Source organism: Paenibacillus sp. JNUCC 35 (assembly GCF_058269095.1).
Genome location: NZ_CM177771.1, coordinates 4173088 through 4193880, shown reverse-complemented (window position 1 = coordinate 4193880; position 20793 = coordinate 4173088). Strand labels below are relative to the sequence as shown.

Genomic DNA, 20793 nt, shown 5'->3' with positions numbered 1-20793 from the left:
CGTATTATGAGGTTGTCAGGAAGCTGAGGGAGACCATCAAGGTCGATGCGACCATGCTGAACAGCATGATGTACACGACGATTTTGAACAGTCGGTTGCGTTTCATACCAATCACTCCTATTCGGACAAACTTTTCGCTGACTCTATTGTAAACCATAGCAACAACGGAGGGAACCCATGATCCAGCAGGAACGGTTAATAAAAGAATTTATCGAGCTTGTACAGGTCGACAGCGTGACGCAATACGAGCAGGAGATCAGTGTTGTCCTGCAGACGAAATTCAAGGAACTCGGTCTTTCCATCCAGACGGATGACGCGGCCGAGAAAACCGGCCACGGCGCCGGCAACCTGATTTGTATGCTGGAAGCCAGCGGCGCGCCGGAATCCACTCCGTGCATTTTCTTTACCAGCCATATGGATACGGTGGCTCCGGGCAACGGAATCAAGCCGCAAATCGGTGAAGACGGAATTATCCGCAGCGACGGAACCACGATTCTGGGAAGCGACGACAAAGCCGGTATCGCGGCGATGTTCGAAGCTATCCGGGTGCTGAAGGAGCAGAATATCGCCCACGGTCCGATCCAGTTCGTGATCACGGTAGGAGAAGAATCCGGGCTGAAAGGCGCACGCGCGATGGATCCGTCCGTCATGAAGGCCGAGTTCGGCTATGCGCTGGACTCTAACGGTGAGATCGGCGAAATCGCCGTTGCGGCTCCGGCCCGCGCGGAAATCAAGATCGTCATGTACGGCAAATCCGCTCACGCGGGTGTGAACCCGGAAGACGGCATTTCGGCCATTCAGGTGGCAAGCAAAGCGGTATCCCGCATGAAGCTGGGCCGCCTGGATTCGGAGACGACGGCTAACATCGGCAGTTTCTCCGGCCTCGGTCCCCTTAATGTGGTCTGCGACCGCGTGCTTCTCGAAGCGGAAGCGCGCAGCATCGTCCAAAGCAAGCTGGAGGCCCAGCTGGCCGCGATGGAGCAGGCGTGCAAAGACACGGCGGCCGATTTCGGCACGACGTGCGATTTCGAAGCGGATATCGTGTATCCCGCTTTCATGCACGACGAAACATCGCCGGTTGTGAAGCTGGCCATGAAAGCCCTGGAAGGCATGGGCTGCAAAACCAGCACGTTCCATTCCGGCGGAGGAAGCGATGCGAATATTTTCAACGGCATGGGAATTCCTACGGTGAACCTGGCGGTAGGTTACAAGGAAATTCACACCACCAACGAACATATCGCCGTATCCGATCTCGTGAAAACAGCCGAAGCGGTCGTGGCTATCGTCCGCGAAGTAACCGAACAAGCGAAATAAGCAGTCCGAACCAAAAAACCTCCATCCCGGCAAGCCTAACGGCCATCCGGATGGAGGTTTTGTTTTGGGTTTCTGTTCTTTCAGTTGTATCAACAAAGACGTACGGCTCCCGGAGGAGAAGTACGTCTTTGTTTCGGTTTCACAAAGTTTCCCGCTTTCTACAGAAGATGTTAGGGGCGGGGATCTTTTTTTTGCCGGCGGTTTCCCCATACTACGGATATTGCACATCTTGCAGAATCGGGGGTGAAACGGGACGGATGAAACGAGAACGCAGAAGAAAACGGTTCTGGCTCTGGGCTGCGCTGCCGCTTGCCCTGCTGCTCGCGGTCGGCGGTTATTACGCGTGGAACGCTTATCACAGCTGGAATCTGGTGTACAAAGAACGGATCGAAACGGGAGTTCCGCAAACGAATCCGGTGAATCCCGCACCGGTCCGTGAAACCCTTGCCAAAGAGACGTATGTGTTTCTTATGCTGGGAATAGACTCCGGGAACGTGGAGCAGGGGCGTTCGGACACGAACATGCTGGCCGTTGCCGATTCTTCAAGCCAGAAAATAACGCTGCTTTCGATCCCGCGGGATACCCGGATCCGCATTCAGGGACACGGCAAAGAGAAGCTGGCCCACGCTTACGCTTACGGGGGAGCGGATTTGGCCGTGAAAACCGTCGAAGCGTTTTTCGGCATTCCGGTAGATTACTATGTGGCTTTTAATTTTAACGGCGTCAAAGAATTCGTGGATACGCTCGGAGGATTGTCGATTGACGTGGAAAAAAATATGGACTTCGACGACCGGATTACCCATCGTCATGTGTATCTCAAGAAAGGCAGGCAGACGCTGAACGGTCAGCAGACGCTTAATTATGCCCGGTACCGGGGAGATGCGGACGGAGATTTCGGCCGAATGCGCCGCCAGCAGCAGGTTGTGCGCGAGCTGCTCACCCAGACGGTTCAATACCGCAACGTGGCTAAGATCAATAACCTTCTTAAAATTATGGGAGGCAATGTCCGCATGGACATCCCGGCCCGAACCATTTTCCAGTTTGCGAGCACATTTTCCGCTCTTACCGGAAACGACGTGGTCACGATGCCGCTTGAAGCTACTACGGCGATGATCGGGGGAGTATCGTATATGAATATAACGGAAAACGAGCGCAGCCGGGTTGCGGCCGAATTACAGAGGCTCGTCCGTAAACAGCCGGAACCTACCGCGGCGCCTTTACAATCGTACGGGATTTACGATTTGATTGAGCCTGGGATCGGAAACCGATTCGGGAGGCCGTAACCGTTTTATGCTTTTAGGGAGAGGTCAGCGCTGGTTCATCCTGATTTTTGTTCCAAAAAGACGACGAGAGGCAGATCGCGTCCGCCTTTCTGAACGGCGAGCTGAAGATATTGTTTAATTTCCCATGCCTTTCCGACGAGACGCAGGCTTTCGGAAGCTGTATAATTTTTCATGATTCAATCCTCATTTCCGCACTTAGTTTAGGTTAAAACCTATGCGAGTAAGGGACGAGTTATGTCAGCTGTTAAAATAAGGCACAAAATCCTGTATTCATTCTTTCCCCGTTTTGCCATAATTCAACACAGGGTATAGCCGTTTTTTTTCAGCCATTTGATATAATAGGGGAGAAAATAAGCGTTTCCGGGATATACCCGGGGGAGGAGCGGGACATGTCAGCTGATCAAAACAATCGGAAATTTGAGGAAGTTACGATAAAAACCGAACCCATCTTCGAGGGGAAAATCATTACGCTGCAGGTGGATCATGTCCGCCTGCCGAACGGGGAAACGGCCACGCGCGAGATCGTGAAGCATCCCGGTGCGGTGGCCGTTCTGGCATTAACGGACGACGACCGGATGATCGTGGTGGAGCAGTACCGCAAGGCGCTGGAAAAAAGCCAGGTGGAAATTCCGGCCGGCAAGCTCGATCCCGGCGAAGAGCCGATCCGGGCGGCGATCCGCGAGCTGGAGGAAGAAACCGGCTACAGTTCGGAGTCGGTCCGTCCGGTCTGCTCCTTTTATACGTCTCCGGGCTTTGCCGATGAAATCCTTCATCTGTTCGTAGCCAAGAACCTGGTTCGCGGGGAAGCGCGGCCGGACGAGGACGAATTTCTAGAGTGCGAAGCGATTACCCTCCAGGAGGCGAAAGAGCTGATTGCGCGCGGGAGCATCAGCGACGCCAAAACCATCACGGCCGTATACGCCTGGCAAGCGTACAAGCTGACGGGCTCGTTCTGATGCTGCGGACGTACTACGCGGATCTTCACATTCATATCGGCCGGACGGAGAAGGGAGCCGCAGTCAAGATCAGCGGAGCCCGGAACTTGACGTTCTACAACATTGCCCGTGAGGCGTCCGACCGCAAAGGAATCGAGATCGTCGGCGTCATCGACTGCCATTCGCCGGCGGTACAGGAAGAGATCGAGCACTATCTCGCTGCCGGCGAAATGAAGGAGCTGGACGGCGGGGGCATCCGGTATCACCAGACCACGGTTCTGCTGGGGAGCGAAATCGAGGTGCGCGATCCCGGTATGGGACCCGTGCATCTGCTTGTTTTTCTCCCGAAGCTGGCTCAGATGAAAGAGTTCACGGAGTGGATGCGCCCGCGGATGAAAAATGTGGAGCTGAGCTCCCAGCGCATGTATGTCACGGCCAGGGAGCTTCAGGCCGAAGTGCTTAGGCGGGGAGGCATACTGATTCCCGCACACATTTTTACGCCGCACAAAAGCATCTACGGCAGTGGGTCGACCCGCATGGAGCATATGCTGGATCTGGACGGGCTGGCGGGTGTCGAGCTCGGGCTCAGCTCCGATTCCGAGATGGCGGGCTATTTGCCGGAGCTGGACCGCTACACGTACGTCACGAATTCGGATGCCCATTCCCTCGGGAAAATCGGCCGCGAGTACAACGAGCTGCGGCTGGCGGAGCCTACGTTCGCGGAGCTGGTGCTCGCTCTCCGCAGAGAAGGTGGCCGCGCGGTTACCGCGAACTACGGTCTGAATCCGCGGCTCGGCAAATATCACCGCACCTACTGTTTGAGCTGTGAAAGCATCCTGGACGAGAGCGAGGCGGCCGTTGGAAGGTGCCTGTACTGCGGCAGTCCCAAGGTAGTCCGCGGCGTTATGGACCGCATCATGGAGCTTGCAGACCGCGAGGAGCCGTATGTGCCGGATTACCGGCCGCCCTATTACTACCAGGTACCGCTGGAATTCATTCCGGGACTGGGCAAAAGAAAGCTGGACCAGCTGCTCGCCAGATTCGGCACCGAAATGAACATCCTGCACCGGGCAACGCGAAGCGAGCTGGCCGAGACGGTGGGAGACGACATTGCCGGGATGATCCTGGAGGCCCGTACGGGCGTCCTCGATCTCCAGGTGGGCGGCGGAGGCACGTACGGTAAAGTCAAAGCGCCGGCGAAAGCGAAGCCGGCTGACAAGGGAACGAACGGGACCCGCGCAAACGGATAAACACAAACACGGGCCCGTAACAGAAGCGATCTAATTCCCGTAAAGGGAGAGGGGAATCTGAATATGAAGAAAAAATGGGGCCTGCTTACGGCCACCCTTCTGTGCGCAAGCATGCTGGCAGCCGCATGCGGAAGCGGCGGAGCCAAGCAGGATGCGCATGGAGACGGCGCGGCGCATCAAGCCGCGAACGGGGACTTGCAGGAGAAGACGGCTTCGTCCGCCGTCCTGCCGAAATTTCTGAACAAGCAGCGCGAAGAAATCCGCCTTGTTTACGAGCTGGCCGGCAAAAACGCGGACTTGCTGCAGTCCATGCCGTGCTACTGCGGCTGCGGCGAAAGCGCCGGTCACAAGAGCAACCAGAACTGCTTCATCCGCGAAACGAATGCGGACGGTTCCGTCGTCTGGGACGATCACGGGACGCGCTGCGGCATCTGCATGGAGATCGCGGTAAAGGCCATCTCGCTTAAGAAGGACGGCAAAACGCCGCTGGAAATCCGCAAGCAGATCGACGAGACCTATAAAGGCACTGCGGGCAAGCCGACCGACACGCCTCTGCCGGAGGCGTAGGACAGGCAGCATCCCGACGCCTGAAGCCACTTCTGCCGGATGACTGCCGGTTGCGAACCGCCGAAGCAAAAGCCCTCAAGCCTAGAGGGCTTTTTTGCTTTTTTTCACATTGCCGTACGGCTTGGTCTATCCCGGTTACCCGCCGCATATACTGCCTATAGTGAACAAGCGGACAAGGAGGACTTATCATGCCGGCTATGCAGACCTTGAAGCAGTATTTCAAAGAACAGTTTACGCTCTTTCTATTCGTCTCGGTCCTCTTCGTCGTGGGTGTCGTGTTCGGCGCCGTCATGGTCAATGCGCTGTCTCTCGAACAGAAGCAGGAGCTGGGGCGCTATCTCAGTTCGTTCTACCGGACGATACAGGACGGGGCCCAGGTGGACGGGAAGCAGTCGATGCTGGCGGCGTTCTCGCTTCATATGAAATGGATTCTGCTCATCTGGACGCTCGGGCTGTCCGTTATCGGACTGCCGCTTATTCTCGTGCTGGATTTTCTAAAAGGCGTCCTGATCGGCTTCAGCGTAGGCTTTATGGTCGGGCAGCTTTCCTGGAAAGGCATCGCTTTCGCTCTTGTTTCCATCGCGCCCCCGAATCTGATTGTCGTTCCCGCCATTCTGATCTGCAGCGTCGTTTCCATCAGTTTCTCTCTTTTCATTATCAAAAACAGACTCGTCCGCCGGAGCGGCACTATCTACCACCCGTTCATGCGTTACTCCGGTGTTACGCTCGCGATGGGCGTCTGCATGCTTGGGGCGGCGCTTTTGGAAGCATTCGTGTCTCCGACGATGATGAAGTGGGTTACGCCGATGCTGGCGGCTCTTACTAACTAGAATCATTCTAAATAGCCGTTTGACTTTCGTGACTCCCTCCCTCTATAATGAAAAAAGGGAAACTATCGCGCCGTTTAGACGCGTTGTAAGAGGGGGAGGAGTATGGAAGCACGTATTGAGAAGATCAAGCAGCAGCTGCAATCCCAAGGTTACAAGCTGACTCCCCAGCGGGAAGCGACGGTTCGAGTGCTGCTCGAGAATGAAGAAGATCACCTTAGCGCCGAGGACGTATTTATGCTCGTCAAGGACAAAGCTCCTGAAATCGGACTTGCTACCGTGTACCGGACGCTCGAATTGCTTAGCGATATGCATGTGCTTGAGAAAATGAATTTTGGAGATGGCGTAGCCCGTTACGATCTTCGCAGCGACAGCACTCATCACCATCATCATCATTTGATCTGCGTGCAGTGCGGCGCAGTGGACGAAATTATGGAAGATTGGCTGGGACCGCTGGAAGAACGGCTCGCCCGTGAATATAATTTTAAAGTGCTGGATCACCGCCTCGATTTTCAAGGTATCTGCCACAGATGTCTGGAGAAAGGCGCCGACCAGCCGAAAAATAAAGACGCTAGCCCGAAGCATCACCATCACCATGCAAGCGCAAAACCTTCTACGCTCGTTTAAACAGACGCGGAAGGTTTTTGTCTGCTTGATGCGTCCGCAAGCCCCTGGAAGCCCGCTGCCGGTTCAGCGGGCTTTTTGGCGCGTCTGCAGCCGCTTGCAGCCCTTCTCACGAAGATGAAAATCGGGCGAGTTCCTTCGTTTCTTCGGGCGGTCCACCGGGTAAGGAGGCAGTGGAACATACCCATCACCAACATGCCGCTGCCTTGCAGGTGTCGGCTTTCAGAGGAGGACGGTCCATGGAGCAGACCAATACCGTACATACAGGGGAATACGGCCTGGCCGGGAAAACGGCGCTTATCACGGGAGCAAGCTCGGGGATAGGCAAAGCGGCGGCGCTGAGACTCGCCAAGCTGGGAGTCAAGGTCTGCCTGGTGGATATCCGCAAAGAGTATGCCGAAGATGTCCAGGAAATTATTATGCGCAAGGGCGGAGAAGCGATTGTCGCCGAAGCGGACATTTCCGACCCGGAACAGGTCAAAGAGGCATACGTGAAGCTGCAGGAAACTTGGGGACGGCTTGATATCGTGCTGGCCAATGCGGGCATTAACGGTAAAATAGCGCCGATCGAAGACCTGGAACCGGAAGAATGGGACGCAACCCTGCAGACCAATCTGAAGGGGACGTTCCTGACCGTAAAATACGCGGTGCCGCTGCTCAAAGAAAACGGGGGCAGCATCGTGATCACCAGTTCCATCAACGGAACAAGGATTTTTAAAAACTTCGGGTTTACGGCCTACAGCTCTTCCAAGCGGGGCAGGCAGCCTTCGCCAAAATGGCTGCGCTTGAGCCCGCTATAAAATCCGCGTCAACGTCATCTGTCCGGGTTCGATCGACACGAACATTGAGGACAGTACGGAACGTACGCCGGAGCTGGAGGAAATCCGGATACCGGTGGAATATCCGGAAACGAGCATGCCGCTGGCGGACCGTCCCGGAACGGCGGATCAGGTGGCGGACCTGCTGGTCTTCCTGGGTTCCGACCTTTCCAGCCACGTTACGGGGACGGAAGTTTACATCGACGGCGCGGAATCGCTTCTTTAACGGTCGAGGAGGGCCCCCTGCGGGGCGCTCCCTCTTTTTATAGCCGAAACATTACACAGGTGCCGCGGAGCCGCATATCCTGCGTTCCCTTATCATACGCTTGTTATAAAGGGGGGACGGGTTGTATGATCGTATCCGTACATAAATGGCTGGAGAGGACCAAATTCCTCGTTTTGTTCGTTACGCTGACTTATGTCCTGTACCGGGTGTTTGCCCTGTTTTCGGTCTGGGTCGAACCGGTTGACAAGTACCGCCATCCCAGCGGCACGTCGGTAAAAGTGTTCCAGCAGCACGCGATTCAGACGGAAGGCAGCGAGAGTATGGCCGCGAGGCTCCGTTTGTTTTATTGGTACGGGGAATAAAGAGGAATTATCGGTTTTGTGACGAATGGTATATAGACTTAAAACCGGCTAGCTTAGAAATGCCATGAAGGAGCAAGGAAACTTGAGAGAAGATCTGGAAGTATTCATGGACTATCTGGAACATGAGAAAGGCTTGTCCCGGAATACGCTCGAATCGTATGCTCGGGATCTGCAGCAATATATAGAATTTCTGGAACAGCAGAACATCCGGACGCTGGGCGAGACGAGCAAGGTGCATGTGGTCAGCTACATCTCCCGTCTCAAGCAGCTCGGGAGGGCTACGGCAACCCAGTCCCGGACGCTTGTTTCGATCCGTTCCTTGTACGGTTATATGATCCGCTGCGGCAGGATGGATTTCGACCCTACGCGCGATATCGAGAATCCGAAGCAGGAGAAGAAACTGCCCCAGGTGCTGACCATGGACGAAATGGAACGCCTGCTCGCGGCGCCGCAGTCGGACACGAGCAACGGCATCCGGGACAAGGCCATGCTGGAGGTGCTGTATGCGACCGGCATCCGCGTATCGGAGCTGATCAGCCTGGATGTCGGCGACGTCAACACGAGCCTCGGATTTGTCCGCTGCGTCGGAAGCGGGGCCAAAGAGCGGATTATTCCGCTCGGAAGCATGGCGGCCAAAGTGGTCGACGAGTATGTGTCCGCCTCGCGGCCGCAGCTGATGAAGGCGCACAAGCCGGAAACGGCCTTGTTCGTGAATCACCTCGGTACGCGCATGACCCGCCAGGGCTTCTGGAAAATGCTTAAGCGTTACGCCGCGGACGCCGAAGTGGACAAGGACATTACGCCGCACACCTTGAGGCACTCCTTCGCCACGCATCTTCTGGAGAACGGGGCGGATCTGCGCTCGGTGCAGGAAATGCTGGGCCATGCCGACCTCTCCACTACCCAGGTGTATACGCATGTGACGAAGTCGAAGATGAAGGAAGTTTATGACCGGACGCATCCGAGGGCGAAAATGACGTGAACGGTGACCCGGCCCCTTAAGGGGCTTTTCCTTTTGGGCGGAAATAAAAATCCTTTAATGCGTCAATGCGGCATTGGGTATTTTTGCATCCCGGAGGCAATAATGAGATAATGTCCATGCTGTTTTTGCCTTACATAAAAAATTACCAGGCTGTAACCTGCATTTGACAACCGGAGGGGGTTGTCCAAATGAACAACCTTATTCAAGGAATTCAAATAATCGGACACAATAAGAGAGGAAGTGTTCTTACATGAGCACAGAAAAACAACGCGTCAATGAAGCGGCGGCCTATATCGAGCAGAAGCTTGGCTTCCGTCCGACCATCGGTCTCATCCTCGGTTCCGGACTCGGCGTCCTGGCCGATCTTATCGAAGAAGCGGTCGTTATCGACTACAGCGATATCCCGCACTTCCCGGTTTCGACCGTGGAAGGTCATGCGAGCGAGCTTGTGGCCGGCACCATAAAGGGCAGACAAGTCGTCATGATGAAAGGCCGCTTCCATCAATATGAAGGCTACGGCGCGGAAACGGTCGCATTTCCGGTGCGCGTCATGAAAGATCTGGGCGTTCAGACGCTCATCGTAACCAACGCGGCGGGCGGCGTGAACACGTCTTACGAGGTCGGCGATCTGATGGTGATCCAGGATCATATCAACTTCATGTTCCGCAATCCGCTCATCGGTCCTAACGACGACGAGCTCGGAGTTCGCTTCCCGGATATGTCGGAAGCTTACAGCAGAAGGCTTGGCAAGCTTGCGCACAGCGTTGCTGAGAAACAGAATTTCTCGCTGCGCGAAGGGGTCTACCTCGGGCTTCTCGGCCCCACTTACGAAACGCCGGCAGAAATCCGCATGATCCGTACGCTCGGGGCGGACGCCGTTGGTATGTCGACCGTGCCGGAAGTGATCGTCGCACGTCATGCCGGCATCGAGGTGCTCGGTTTCTCCTGCATCTCGAACATGGCCGCGGGCATCCTGGACCAGCCGCTTTCCCACCAGGAAGTGATGGAGACGACGGAGCGGGTCAAACCGAAGTTTCTGCAGCTGGTTCTCGGCATTATCGAGGAATTGTAGGCTTTACGCAAACGGCTTTGCTTCGGGCCGCTGACGGTCCGAAACGGCCTGCGGATCAAAATATCACGGAATTGTCACAAATTATTCGAAGTTTGCCTCAGGAAAGGATTAGGCAATTTCCGTTATTTTAGGTACAATAATTAGGTAATTACGCGATGGGGGGATCTTCATGTACAAGTGGATCATGTTTGTACTATTTATCGGCGCGAGTGCTATGGGAGTGGGTTTCCTCTTTCAAGATATCAATGCCCGACAAGCGGAAAGAGCCGCGGAAGAAACAGCCGGCGCTTCTCTCAAAATTGCAGCATCCAACTGGAAATTCGATCAAGCGGAGTACAAAATTCCGAAAGGCCAGACCAAAGTTTCTCTCCTTATGAAAGAAGGCGTGCACGCCATCGACATTACGGGTGAAGGCATCGACGTTAAACTGGACGGAACGAACAAATCCCAGGATGTGAACTTTGAGAAGCCGGGCAAATACGAAATTAAATGTATCCTGCCTTGCGGCGAAGGCCACAACGATATGAAGTCGGTACTGATAGTGGAATAAGAGTAGTCGGTTTGAAAAGGAGTCCCTGGAGGGCTCCTTTTTATTTGTCCAAGCGGAGGAAAATTTTACAAAAATCTAGTAAACCCGGTTAGCAAATAACAGCGATCAATAGTATACTAGTTAAATTAAGTTGTTTGTTACGAACTGCAAAAGGTCAGGTTATTCAGGCCTCAACGAAGTCGCGTGCCCGTCAGGAAGCATGCGGCCTTTTTCAGCCGTGCCCTTTTTGTTCGTTAAAAGAAAGTATCCGTAACTAGGGGGAGTAAGAGTGGCGCGAGCACGGCGTTTCAGTATCCGGTGGAAAATTATGTCCGGTTATCTGCTTATCTTGGTCTGCCTGGCGGCCTCGATTTTTGCCGTAAACGGACGAATTGTATCTTTGCAGAAAGAGATCGACTTTGTCACGGAACACGATATTCAGGTACATGATTTGACGTCGGAGGTTGAGAAGCAGCTTCTCGACATGGAAACGGGGCAGCGGGGGTACGTCATTACCGGGGATGACCGTTATCTGGAGCCTTATGAGAAAGCGCAGGCAAACTGGTTGACGGATTACGATACGCTTCACGGTCTTGTTGCTGACAATCCTTCCCAACAGAAACGGCTGGAGGAAATGCGGTCGGTTATCGAGAAATGGATCGCGGAAGCGGGACAGCCTGTCATTGCGTGGAAAAAAGCCGGGAATACTCCGCAAATCCAGCAATATTTTCAAGAGGACCCCGGTAAAAAATATATGGACCGGATCCGGGTCATGATTGACACCTTCCGCAGTACGGAAACCAAATTGACCCTAGACCGGGTAGCTAATCTGGACGAGCGGAACAAGGATATGCGCAGCGCCCTGTACCTCATGATGCTCGGCGTGGCCGTTGTAGCCGTCGCGACTGCGATCCTGATCTCCCGATCGATTCAGGGGACGATCAGTAAGGTCATTCGCGCCATCAACCATCTGGCTTCGTCGGACGGGGATCTTTCCGAACGGATCGAGGTCAAGTCACGGGATGAAATACGCGACCTCGGGGATGCGACGAACCGTCTGCTCGACAATGTGCAGCGGGAAACCGAGGAGAAAACGCAGGTGGCCGAGTTGACGACCGCTCTGCAAGGCTTTACGGACACGGCGGCTCTGTCCGACATGTTCGTACGCAAAGCGGCGGAACTGTTCAACGCCCCGTACGGCGTGGTTTACATGCTTCACACCGTAGATGGGGAGTACGGCCTTCACCGGATGGCGGCGTACGCGTCCGATGGCGGAAACGGGGAGCGTTCCCGCATGTTTAAACCGGGCGAAGGTCTCGTCGGACAGTGCGCGGAGGAAAACCGGATGCTGGCAGTCGATCACCTGCCGGAAAACTACGTGACGGTCCGTTCCGGCCTCGGAGAATCGGCGCCGCGGCATATTTTGATTGCCCCGGCTTCTTTCAAAGGTTCGGTTACGGCTGTGGTGGAATTTGCCTCCTTCGAACCGTTTACGGCTTCTCAGCGCCAAGTATTGAGAGAGCTTCTCACTTCGTTCGGCATCATACTCAACAGTGTGGGAAGCCGCATGGAAGTGGAGCGCCTTCTTCAGGAATCCAGAGTCATGGCGGAAGAACTTCAAGTCCAGTCCGAAGAGCTGCGCACCCAGACGGAAGAAATGCAGGTCACGAACGAAGAACTCGAAGCCCAGTACCGGGTATCGGAACAAAAAACGCTGGAGCTTGAGCAGGCGGCGCTGGAACTTCAAGCCAAAGCGGAGCAGGTCCAGTTGGCTTCCCAATACAAATCGGAATTTCTGGCAAATATGTCCCACGAGCTGCGGACTCCGCTGAACAGTATGCTGCTGCTGTCGCAGTTCCTCGCCGAAAATCAGAACAACACGCTGAGCGAAGAGGAACTCGATTACGTGGAGCTGATTCATAAAGCGGGCAATGATTTGCTCGCGCTCATCAACGACGTTCTCGACCTGTCCAAAGTCGAAGCGGGCAAGCTGGAAGTTAATTACGAACCGTTCAATTTAACGGAGCTGCCCGACAAAATGGAACATCTTTTCGGCAAAATGTTAAAGGACAAAGACGTTGCGTTCAAACGTATCATGGAGCCCGGACTGCCGGAGATCATCCAGACCGACGGACAGCGACTGGAGCAAATCGTCAAGAATTTGCTGTCGAATGCGGTTAAATTTACACATTACGGTGAGGTAACCCTGTCGCTGCGGCGGGCGAAAGAGGAGGAAGAGAATTACCTGCTGCCCGGCCTCGACTGGACGACGGCCCTGGCGATATCCGTCCGGGATACGGGGATCGGCATCCCGAAGGACAAGCAGGAGCATGTCTTCGAGGCGTTCAGACAGGCGGACGGAGCGACAAGCCGGCAGTATGGAGGCACAGGACTCGGGCTGTCCATTTCCCGCGATCTGGCCGGTCTGCTGAACGGCTGCATCCATCTGGCGAGCGAGGAAGGAGCGGGAAGCACCTTCACGCTGTATATCTGCTGCCTGGACCGGACGGATACGGCCGGTATGGAAGCGGCATCCGCGCTGGAAGCGGAGGCGTCTGCCCTGCCGGCGCCCGCGAAGCCGAAGCCGAAACGCGAGGCTGCCGGCCGAACCGGAACGATTATCGCCGGCAAAACCGTGCTTATCGTGGATGACGATCCCCGCAACGTCACGGCGCTCAGCGTAGCGCTGGAAAGCAGAGGAATGCGCGTGCTGACGGCAGGCGACGGGATCGAATGTCTGGCGCTGATGGACCATACGCCGGATATCGACGTCGTGCTGATGGACATCATGATGCCGGGGATGGACGGGTATGAGGCGATGACCCGCATTCGGGAACGCGCGGAGTGGGCGGATCTTCCGCTTATTGCCGTCACGGCCAAAGCGATGAAGAACGACCGGGATAAATGTATCGAAGCCGGTGCTTCCGACTATATCCCCAAGCCGGTAGATTTGAATCAGCTGATCTCTCTGCTGAATGTATGGCTGAACGAAAACTGAAAATTCGTTACGGATGAAGAGCGCGGCTGAGGAGCCCGCTCTTTTTTTTGTTGAAGTCTTTTGTCCGGATAGGGAATCCCTGGAATATTTTTGTCCGGTTCCGTCAAGACTGCTTAATGAAATTCCCGGTTTACATACTAGCCACCCAGTTTGTGAATCGTATGTCTAATTGTTGAGCAGGAGGGGTAGAAGACGATGTGGAAGAAAATGAGCTGTGCGGTTCTGGCGCTGAGTCTGCTGCTGTCCGCAGCCGGACCGGCCGTATGGGCCAAGGAGGAGAAGCCTCAGCAGGTTGATCTCGCTCCCAATGCGCAATCGGCAGTTCTAATGGATGCGGACTCGGGCGAAATTATTGTGAACAAAAACATGGATACCAAGCTTCCGCCGGCCAGTATCACGAAAATTATGACCATGCTTCTCATCATGGAAGCCGTAGACAGCGGAAAAATCAAGATGACGGATAAGGTAAGCACCAGTGAATATGCGGCGTCGATGGGCGGCTCGCAGATTTTCCTGGAGCCCGGCGAAGAGATGAGCGTTGAAGAAATGCTCAAGGGTATCGCGATGGCTTCGGGGAACGATGCGTCCGTAGCGATGGCCGAGAAGCTGGCGGGCTCGGAGGAAAACTTCGTCGCGATGATGAATGAGCGCGCCAAGCAGCTTGGAATGAACAACACCCATTTCTCCAACTGCAACGGACTGCCGACGGAAAATCATTATACTTCCGCGCACGATATCGCGATTATGTCGCGGGAACTTCTCAAACATACCGGCATCACGAAGTTTACCGGCAACTACCAGGACCATCTGCGGAAAGATTCCGCGAAACCGTTCTGGCTCGTCAATACAAACAAGCTCGTCCGTTTCTATTCGGGAGCCGACGGCTTGAAGACCGGCTATACGAGCGAAGCGAAGTTCTGCTTGTCGGCAACCGCCGTCCGTGACGGCTTTCGCGTGATTGCCGTCGTGCTCGGCGAACCGAACACGAAGACCCGCAATGCCGAAGTGACGAAGCTATTCGACTACGCGTTTGCCCAGTACAGCAATTTCTCGATCTTCAAAGCCGGAGACGCCCTGGGGGAGCTTAAGATCAGCAAGGGCGATGTCGCTTCGGTACCTCTGACCGCAACGCGTTCGTACAGCGTTCTGATGAAAAAGGGCGAAGGCAAAGAAGGAATCCGCCACGAGCTCCAGCTCAACCAGGAGCTGAAGCCGCCGATCGCCAAAGGGCAGCCTATCGGCAAAATCGTCGTGTATAAGAACAACGAAGTGCTGACCGAGTACCCGATCGAGTCTCCCGCCGATGTCAAAAAAGCCGGCTGGTGGACGCTTATGAAGCGTTCGGCTCGCAGCCTGTTCGGCGGAGAATAAAGTCGCATTTTCCCGCTTCCGAAGAGCTTTTGGCGCTTTTCTTCTAGTTTTGTCAGCAGGCAGGAAATGCCAAAGGGATTGTAGAACTTGTGAGTCATGTGGGAAGGAGTGACATGGCACATGAGTTTGCAAATCGAATTTGAGCACAGAAGTAAAGCGCTGGTCGTTCGTCTGAAAGGGGAACTGGATCACCATACGGCCGATGTGGTCAAAACCCGCATGGAAGATGCCATTTTCCGGCAGGATACCAAGCACCTCATTTTGAGTCTGAAGGATCTTTCCTTCATGGACAGCTCGGGTCTGGGTGTCATTCTCGGGCGCTACAAGCAGATTACGGGCAAGGGCGGCCGTATGGTGGTTTGCGACATCTCTCCGGAAGTGTACCGCTTGTTCGAATTGTCGGGCATGTTCAAGATCGTGACGATTGAAGACAACGAGAGATCCGCAATCTCCAGTCTGGAGGTCGCGTTATGAGCGAATCGAATTTCATGAAGCTCCAATTCGCCAGCAAGTCCGAGAATGAAGCTTTCGCGCGTGTCGCCGTCGCTTCGTTCATCTCCCAGCTCGATCCGACCATGAACGAGTTGACGGATATCAAGACCGTCATTTCGGAGGCGGTAACGAACTGCATTATCCACGGCTATGACAATAAACCCGACGGAGTCGTAACGATCGTGACGGAAATTGTGGACGATGAGGTCTATATCACGGTGGAAGACAACGGAGCGGGAATCGAAGATCTGGAAGAAGCCAAGCAGCCGCTGTATACGTCCAAGCCGGAGCTGGAAAGGTCCGGAATGGGATTTACCATTATGGAAAACTTTATGGATGAGGTCGACGTGGTTACCGAAGTCGGTACCGGCACCCGCATCCGGATGAAGAAAAGAATTGAATCCAAAAAAGCTTTGGTAAACTAGGGGTTTGATACGATGGATGTCGATTTGAAAGGTTCCTCGCACAGTTTCCTGGATGACAGTGAAGTCAAGCGTTTGATCGCACTCAGCCAATCGGGAGATTCACTCGCCCGGGAACGGCTGGTTAACTCCAACATCCGGCTCGTCTGGTCCGTCGTTCAGCGTTTTCTGAACCGCGGCTACGAAGCCGAGGATTTGTTTCAAATCGGCTGCATCGGACTGCTCAAATCGGTGGACAAGTTCGACTTGTCCTACGATGTGAAGTTTTCGACCTATGCGGTTCCGATGATTATCGGGGAGATCCAGCGGTTTCTCCGTGATGACGGAACGCTGAAAGTCAGCCGATCGCTTAAAGAACTGGCCAGCAAAATCCGCAAGACCAAGGACGAGCTCTCCAAAGGCATGAACCGCCTTCCGACGATCAAGGAGGTCGCGGATGCGCTGGGGATTACGCCGGAGGAAGTCGTCTTCGCCCAGGAGGCGAGCAAGCCGCTCTCCTCGATCCATGAAACGGTTTTTGAGAACGATGGGGATCCCATCACGCTGATGGACCAGATCGCCGACGAAACCCAGGATAAATGGTTCGAGAAGCTGGCACTTAACGAAGCCATCGGCGCTCTTAACGAACGGGAGCGGCTGATCGTGTATCTCCGGTATTTCCGGGATCAGACGCAGTCGGAGGTCGCCAGCAGGCTCGGCATTTCACAGGTCCAAGTATCCAGGCTGGAGAAAAAAATCTTGCAATCCATAAAAGACCAGATCGCTCAATAGCGGTCTGGTCTTTTTTCTTTTTGCCGGAGCGGACGCGAAAAAAATCCACGATTCGTCCGCCCGCCGGGAGCTGAAACGTTTCGTGGACCCGTCCCCGATTTCCCTCCGGAGCAGGGCCGGAGGAAATGCCTGGTTAACGTACGGTCGCATCGTCCCGAAAGAAGAACGAAAGGCTGTAGATGCCCGCCAATCCGACCAGTGTATAAATGATCCGGCTGAAGGCGGAAGAGGTACGGTGCACTTCACCGCCGAAAATCGCGGATACCAGATCCCACTCGAAGATACCTACGAGGAGCCAATTGAGCGCGCCTACGATAATCAGGGTAAGAGCAATTCGAGACATGGGTGTTCACCACCTGTTTGAAAGTTGGAAAAGCTTGTTCGTTCCTAATGTTCCTCGGAGGGAATTTTTTATGCATGGCGGGATTTAAGCGGAGGATGCGCCTCGTGCAAAGTTTGGGGACCTTTCCTTGGATGATTCTGCCGAATGCGCCGCATACTACTGGCAAAAGGATGTTTTTGGGGGGATGAGGGTTGAATCGAACCGCAGACGCCTGTCTCTATATCCGCTTGCGCCGCAGAATACGGGTACCCGCCCGGGAACCGGTCACCTTGGGGAGGGTCGCCCAGATGATTGTCGAGCCCGCGTATGAAAGCACGCTTCGGGGGATTGTGCTGGTCCAACCGAAAGTCAAGGACGGCAACCGTATTCTGATCGATATGCTCAGCATCGTGGCGGCTGTCAAAAACGTGCACCCTAATCTGCAAATTGAACATTTCGGCGAGCCGCATACGCTCGTGGAGATCGATTCCGGTACTCGTAAACCTAATCTATTGTTTCTCGCGGCGGTTTGGGTTCTGCTTTTTATCGGGTCGGGCCTTACGATTATGAATTTTCATGCGGACGTAAGCATGCTGGAGGTGCATCAGCGGGTGTATGAGCTTGTAACCGGCAAAAAGACCGAGCATCCGCTGTTTCTGCAAATTCCGTATTCGCTTGGTATCGGGATCGGCATGGCGGTTTTTTTTAATCACTTTTTTAAGAAAAAATTCAACGAAGAGCCGAGCCCGCTCGAAGTCGAGATGTTTACCTATCAGGAAAACATCGACCGCTATACGATAGCCGAAGAATATCAGTCTTTAAACCGCGGGAAGCGAGAGTCTTCCCCATGATCACGCTGCTGGGCTGGTCTGCTGCGGTCGTGATAGGACTTGCCGGGGGTATCGCGGTCGGCAGCGGGATGGTGGCTTTCCTGTTAGTGCTGGATATCATACCGCGGCTGCTTCAGGTAAGCTGGGCTCAAAACCGCATCCGCAGCTGCGAGATCGCGGTCATTGCCGGTTCGCTGGTTTTTACCTTGATGGATTTCTTTAACTGGAAGCTGTCCGCTCCTGTCTGGTGGACCGGTATTTTCGGGTTGTTTGCGGGAGCGTTTATAGGCATGCTGTCCGCGGCCCTGACGGAAATCATCAATGTCCTGCCGGTTCTCGCCAAACGGGTGGGCATGACGTCCTATATGGTATGGCTGCTCATGGCCATGATCGCAGGCAAGGTTCTGGGCTCCTTGTTCGAATGGTTTATTTATTGAGGCTGAGGAGGAGTACGCATGAAGAAGTTGATCGGTAAGATGATGGTGAAAGATAAAGACCGCAGACATGGGGGGGCGGGAGAAATTTCCGGTTCCGGTGCCGACGCCGATGACAGATCTAAAGCTCCCGCCCTCCAGATCGATGAGGAAGGCAACGTTTTTGCCGCTCCGGAGATGGAGGAGAATGCCCCATCGGGCACGGAGCTGAACAAAAACGCCGGGGATACCGGGCGTGAGGATCAGTTGCAAAGCCGGGCGAATGCCCCGGAAGAGACTCCGGAAAAAGGAGCGCCCGGACGGGAAAGACAGGAACCGGCGCAAGGAGCCGGAAAACCGGACGAATCGCGGTGTGAATCAGGGGACGGCGGAACCGCCGCCGGATTACGAACCGGAACCCGCGACGACCAATCAGGCGGCGCTGCCCGATCCGGCAAAGGGTCCGAAGCAAGTAAAGGCTTCCGGGCCGGACCAAGGTCCCCGGAAGAATCCCCGGGCCGTGAAAGCGGAAGCAAGGAGCAGGACCGTTCCGGGGGCATGCCGGAAGAAGAGGCTTTCGGGATCAAGAAGCTGTTGCAGGATGGGAACAAGGGTCCTATTCAAGCTTCTTTCTCCCGGAAGCGTTCGTCTGCGGATCAAGGCGGCGGAGAGCAGCCGCCGAACGCCGAAGGCCACGGCGCCGCGCCAGACGTCAGACGCAGCGAGGGCACCGGGCAGCAGAAGCAGGTTTCCGGCGCCGAGGGGGATAAACAAGGCCAGAAGGGCAAGGGGCCGTCGAATGGCGATGCATCGAAACCGGTGGACGACCCGATCCCGCTCTCGATGCAGGAAGTCAAGGATATGCTGGAAGAGCGTTCGGGCCTGGGGACATCGTTTGACCTTGTGCTGCGCGAGATGGTGTTCGGCTCGATCCGGGTCGGCTTTTACTTCGTAAACGGATTGGCCAAAGACCAGGTGCTCACGATGGTCCTGGACCGGCTAAGTTACGCGGACCACGCCGCGATGGAGAATAGTCCGGCCGAGAGCCTCAAAGAATATCTCATTCCGCACATCCAAGTGTCGCCGTACCAGACGATGAAAGAAGTCATCGGCCAGGTCATGACCGGGGCGACCGGCGTTTTTATCGAAGGCGAAAAGACGGCGCTCGTCGTCGACGCCAAAAACTTCCCCGTCCGTTCGACAGAAGAGCCTGACCTCGAAAGAGTCGTGCGCGGCTCAAGGGACGGATTCGTGGAAACGCTGATGACGAACGTGGCGCTTGTGAGAAGAAGGGTCCGCGACCCGAAGCTGCGGGCCGAAATTATGCAGGTGGGGAAGCGGACCAGCACCGATATCTGCATCGGCTATATCGACGATATCGCGAATCCGAAGCTGGTTGAGGCCATCCGTGACAAAGTCAAGAACGTGGATCTTGACGGAATTCCGCTGGCCGAGAAGCAACTGGAGGAGGCAATCGTAGCGAAAGGCTGGAACCCGTATCCGCTGGTTCGCTACACGGAGAGGCCCGATGTGGCGTCCGCCCATCTGCTGGAGGGGCACGTTATTTTGATGTCCGATACTTCGCCGAGTGTCATGATCATGCCGTCGACGTTCTTCCATCATCTGCAGCATGCGGAAGAGTATCGGCAGCTTCCGATTATCGGTTCCTATCTGCGCTGGGTCCGTTTTCTGGGAATATTGGCTTCGCTGTTTCTTTTGCCGCTTTGGTACCTGATGGTATTAGAACCCGGTCTCAAACCGACCGGCCTGGAGTTTATCGGACCGCAAAATCCGGGCAAAATCCCGGTTCTCATCCAGTTTCTTCTGGCCGAACTCGGGATCGATCTGATGCGGATGGCTTCCGTTCATACGCCGACGCCTTTATCCGTTGCCATGGGGCTGGTCGCGGCCATTCTCATCGGAGACATTGCCGTTAAAACGGGGCTGTTCACGAATGAGATTATATTCTACATTTCAATCGCGACGATCGGCATGTTCGCCACACCCAGCTACGAGCTGAGTTTAGCCAACCGGATCGTCCGGCTTATCCTGCTGTTTTCGGTGGCGCTCTTCAAAGTTCCGGGTTTCGTCATCGCAACTACGGTATGGCTGATGTTCCTGTCCCTCCAGCGTTCGCACACGGCTCCGTACATGTGGCCTTTCCTTCCGTTCAATGCGATGGGGCTGCTGAACATCTTGTTCCGTCTGCCGGTTCTGACGCACAAAACAAGGCTCAGCATCACGCGTTCCAAAGACGGGACCCGTCAGCCCGCGCCCGAATGACAGCGCGTCCTATCCGGCTTGTCCGCTTCCGTGAAAGTTGTATTGTCAGCTAAGTGACATTGTGTTACTTTAGTTAATAATGTAATGGAGAAACAAGACGGA

At 54.9% G+C, this 20793-nt stretch carries 22 protein-coding genes and 1 pseudogene; 20 read left to right on the top strand and 3 right to left on the bottom strand.

What is annotated here, in order from left to right; genetic code table 11:
* Positions 1-4: 4 nt before the first annotated feature.
* Positions 5-106, bottom strand: coding sequence for a stressosome-associated protein Prli42 (gene prli42 / locus AC2TF6_RS18845; RefSeq protein WP_016423989.1), 102 nt, complete (start codon positions 104-106; stop codon positions 5-7).
* 71 nt (positions 107-177) lie between these two features.
* On the opposite strand from prli42, the gene AC2TF6_RS18840 reads away from it, so the two are divergent.
* Together AC2TF6_RS18840 and AC2TF6_RS18835 are read left to right on the top strand one after the other, a co-directional pair.
* Positions 178-1314 carry a M20/M25/M40 family metallo-hydrolase gene (locus tag AC2TF6_RS18840; protein WP_009674394.1) on the top strand — a complete coding sequence of 379 codons (1137 nt, stop codon included), beginning with the start codon at positions 178-180 and terminating at the stop codon, positions 1312-1314.
* A 257-nt stretch (positions 1315-1571) separates the two neighbouring features.
* Complete coding sequence (locus AC2TF6_RS18835) at positions 1572-2597, top strand: LCP family protein (RefSeq protein ID WP_491308028.1); 1026 nt, start codon at positions 1572-1574, stop codon at positions 2595-2597.
* A 35-nt stretch (positions 2598-2632) separates the two neighbouring features.
* Here AC2TF6_RS18835 and mciZ read toward each other — a convergent pair whose 3' ends face one another.
* Positions 2633-2770, bottom strand: a complete 138-nt coding sequence (gene mciZ / locus AC2TF6_RS18830; protein ID WP_491308027.1) for a Z-ring formation inhibitor MciZ — start codon at positions 2768-2770, stop codon at positions 2633-2635.
* A gap of 216 nt (positions 2771-2986) precedes the next feature.
* Between mciZ and AC2TF6_RS18825 the strand changes: the two genes are divergently transcribed.
* The 15 genes and pseudogenes from AC2TF6_RS18825 (at position 2987) to sigF (ending at position 16843) form a co-directional block, all read left to right on the top strand.
* Positions 2987-3553, top strand: coding sequence for an NUDIX hydrolase (locus AC2TF6_RS18825; protein ID WP_491308026.1), 567 nt, complete (start codon positions 2987-2989; stop codon positions 3551-3553).
* Positions 3553-4782, top strand: coding sequence for an endonuclease Q family protein (locus AC2TF6_RS18820; RefSeq protein ID WP_491308025.1), 1230 nt, complete (start codon positions 3553-3555; stop codon positions 4780-4782). The genes AC2TF6_RS18825 and AC2TF6_RS18820 overlap by 1 nt, the downstream gene beginning before the upstream one ends.
* A gap of 63 nt (positions 4783-4845) precedes the next feature.
* Complete coding sequence (locus AC2TF6_RS18815) at positions 4846-5349, top strand: PCYCGC motif-containing (lipo)protein (RefSeq protein ID WP_491308024.1); 504 nt, start codon at positions 4846-4848, stop codon at positions 5347-5349.
* Positions 5350-5537: 188 nt separating this feature from the next.
* Positions 5538-6179 (top strand): stage II sporulation protein M, encoded by a 642-nt coding sequence (gene spoIIM / locus AC2TF6_RS18810; RefSeq protein WP_405079545.1) that lies wholly within the window; start codon positions 5538-5540, stop codon positions 6177-6179.
* 102 nt (positions 6180-6281) lie between these two features.
* On the top strand, positions 6282-6803 hold the full coding sequence (gene fur / locus AC2TF6_RS18805; RefSeq protein ID WP_491308023.1) for a ferric iron uptake transcriptional regulator: 522 nt from the start codon (positions 6282-6284) through the stop codon (positions 6801-6803).
* A 236-nt stretch (positions 6804-7039) separates the two neighbouring features.
* Positions 7040-7844: pseudogene (locus AC2TF6_RS18800) on the top strand (SDR family oxidoreductase).
* A gap of 125 nt (positions 7845-7969) precedes the next feature.
* Positions 7970-8206, top strand: coding sequence for a DUF4227 family protein (locus tag AC2TF6_RS18795; protein WP_491308022.1), 237 nt, complete (start codon positions 7970-7972; stop codon positions 8204-8206).
* Between the two features lie 82 nt (positions 8207-8288).
* A complete protein-coding gene (gene xerD / locus AC2TF6_RS18790; protein WP_218229785.1) occupies positions 8289-9188 on the top strand; it encodes a site-specific tyrosine recombinase XerD in 900 nt (299 codons plus the stop codon).
* Between the two features lie 250 nt (positions 9189-9438).
* Complete coding sequence (locus AC2TF6_RS18785; RefSeq protein WP_218229786.1) at positions 9439-10260, top strand: purine-nucleoside phosphorylase; 822 nt, start codon at positions 9439-9441, stop codon at positions 10258-10260.
* A 169-nt stretch (positions 10261-10429) separates the two neighbouring features.
* Complete coding sequence (locus AC2TF6_RS18780; RefSeq protein ID WP_317954320.1) at positions 10430-10810, top strand: cupredoxin domain-containing protein; 381 nt, start codon at positions 10430-10432, stop codon at positions 10808-10810.
* 268 nt (positions 10811-11078) lie between these two features.
* The gene (locus AC2TF6_RS18775; protein WP_491308021.1) at positions 11079-13787 is read left to right on the top strand and encodes a CHASE3 domain-containing protein; all 2709 of its coding nucleotides are present in this window, start codon (positions 11079-11081) and stop codon (positions 13785-13787) included.
* 195 nt (positions 13788-13982) lie between these two features.
* A complete protein-coding gene (locus tag AC2TF6_RS18770) occupies positions 13983-15158 on the top strand; it encodes a D-alanyl-D-alanine carboxypeptidase family protein (protein ID WP_491308020.1) in 1176 nt (391 codons plus the stop codon).
* Between the two features lie 120 nt (positions 15159-15278).
* Positions 15279-15632: an anti-sigma F factor antagonist gene (gene spoIIAA, locus AC2TF6_RS18765; RefSeq protein ID WP_009674398.1), complete on the top strand. Its 354-nt coding sequence runs from the start codon at positions 15279-15281 to the stop codon at positions 15630-15632.
* The gene (gene spoIIAB / locus AC2TF6_RS18760) at positions 15629-16075 is read left to right on the top strand and encodes an anti-sigma F factor (protein ID WP_009674418.1); all 447 of its coding nucleotides are present in this window, start codon (positions 15629-15631) and stop codon (positions 16073-16075) included. The genes spoIIAA and spoIIAB overlap by 4 nt, the downstream gene beginning before the upstream one ends.
* 12 nt (positions 16076-16087) lie before the next feature.
* The gene (sigF, locus tag AC2TF6_RS18755) at positions 16088-16843 is read left to right on the top strand and encodes an RNA polymerase sporulation sigma factor SigF (protein ID WP_009674438.1); all 756 of its coding nucleotides are present in this window, start codon (positions 16088-16090) and stop codon (positions 16841-16843) included.
* Positions 16844-16976: 133 nt separating this feature from the next.
* On the opposite strand, the gene AC2TF6_RS18750 is transcribed toward sigF, so the two are convergent.
* Complete coding sequence (locus tag AC2TF6_RS18750; protein WP_009674431.1) at positions 16977-17186, bottom strand: DUF378 domain-containing protein; 210 nt, start codon at positions 17184-17186, stop codon at positions 16977-16979.
* A 191-nt stretch (positions 17187-17377) separates the two neighbouring features.
* Here AC2TF6_RS18750 and AC2TF6_RS18745 point away from each other — a divergent pair, with 191 nt between their 5' ends.
* Genes AC2TF6_RS18745 through AC2TF6_RS18735 form a run of 3 tightly spaced genes read left to right on the top strand, consistent with a single transcriptional unit; the run spans position 17378 to position 20691 of the window.
* Entirely contained in the window at positions 17378-18016 is a 639-nt protein-coding gene (locus AC2TF6_RS18745; protein ID WP_491308019.1) for a stage V sporulation protein AA, read from the top strand.
* Complete coding sequence (locus tag AC2TF6_RS18740; RefSeq protein WP_491308018.1) at positions 18013-18432, top strand: stage V sporulation protein AB; 420 nt, start codon at positions 18013-18015, stop codon at positions 18430-18432. The genes AC2TF6_RS18745 and AC2TF6_RS18740 overlap by 4 nt, the downstream gene beginning before the upstream one ends.
* Positions 18433-18450: 18 nt before the next feature.
* The gene (locus AC2TF6_RS18735; protein WP_491308017.1) at positions 18451-20691 is read left to right on the top strand and encodes a spore germination protein; all 2241 of its coding nucleotides are present in this window, start codon (positions 18451-18453) and stop codon (positions 20689-20691) included.
* The last annotated feature ends 102 nt before the right edge of the window (positions 20692-20793 follow it).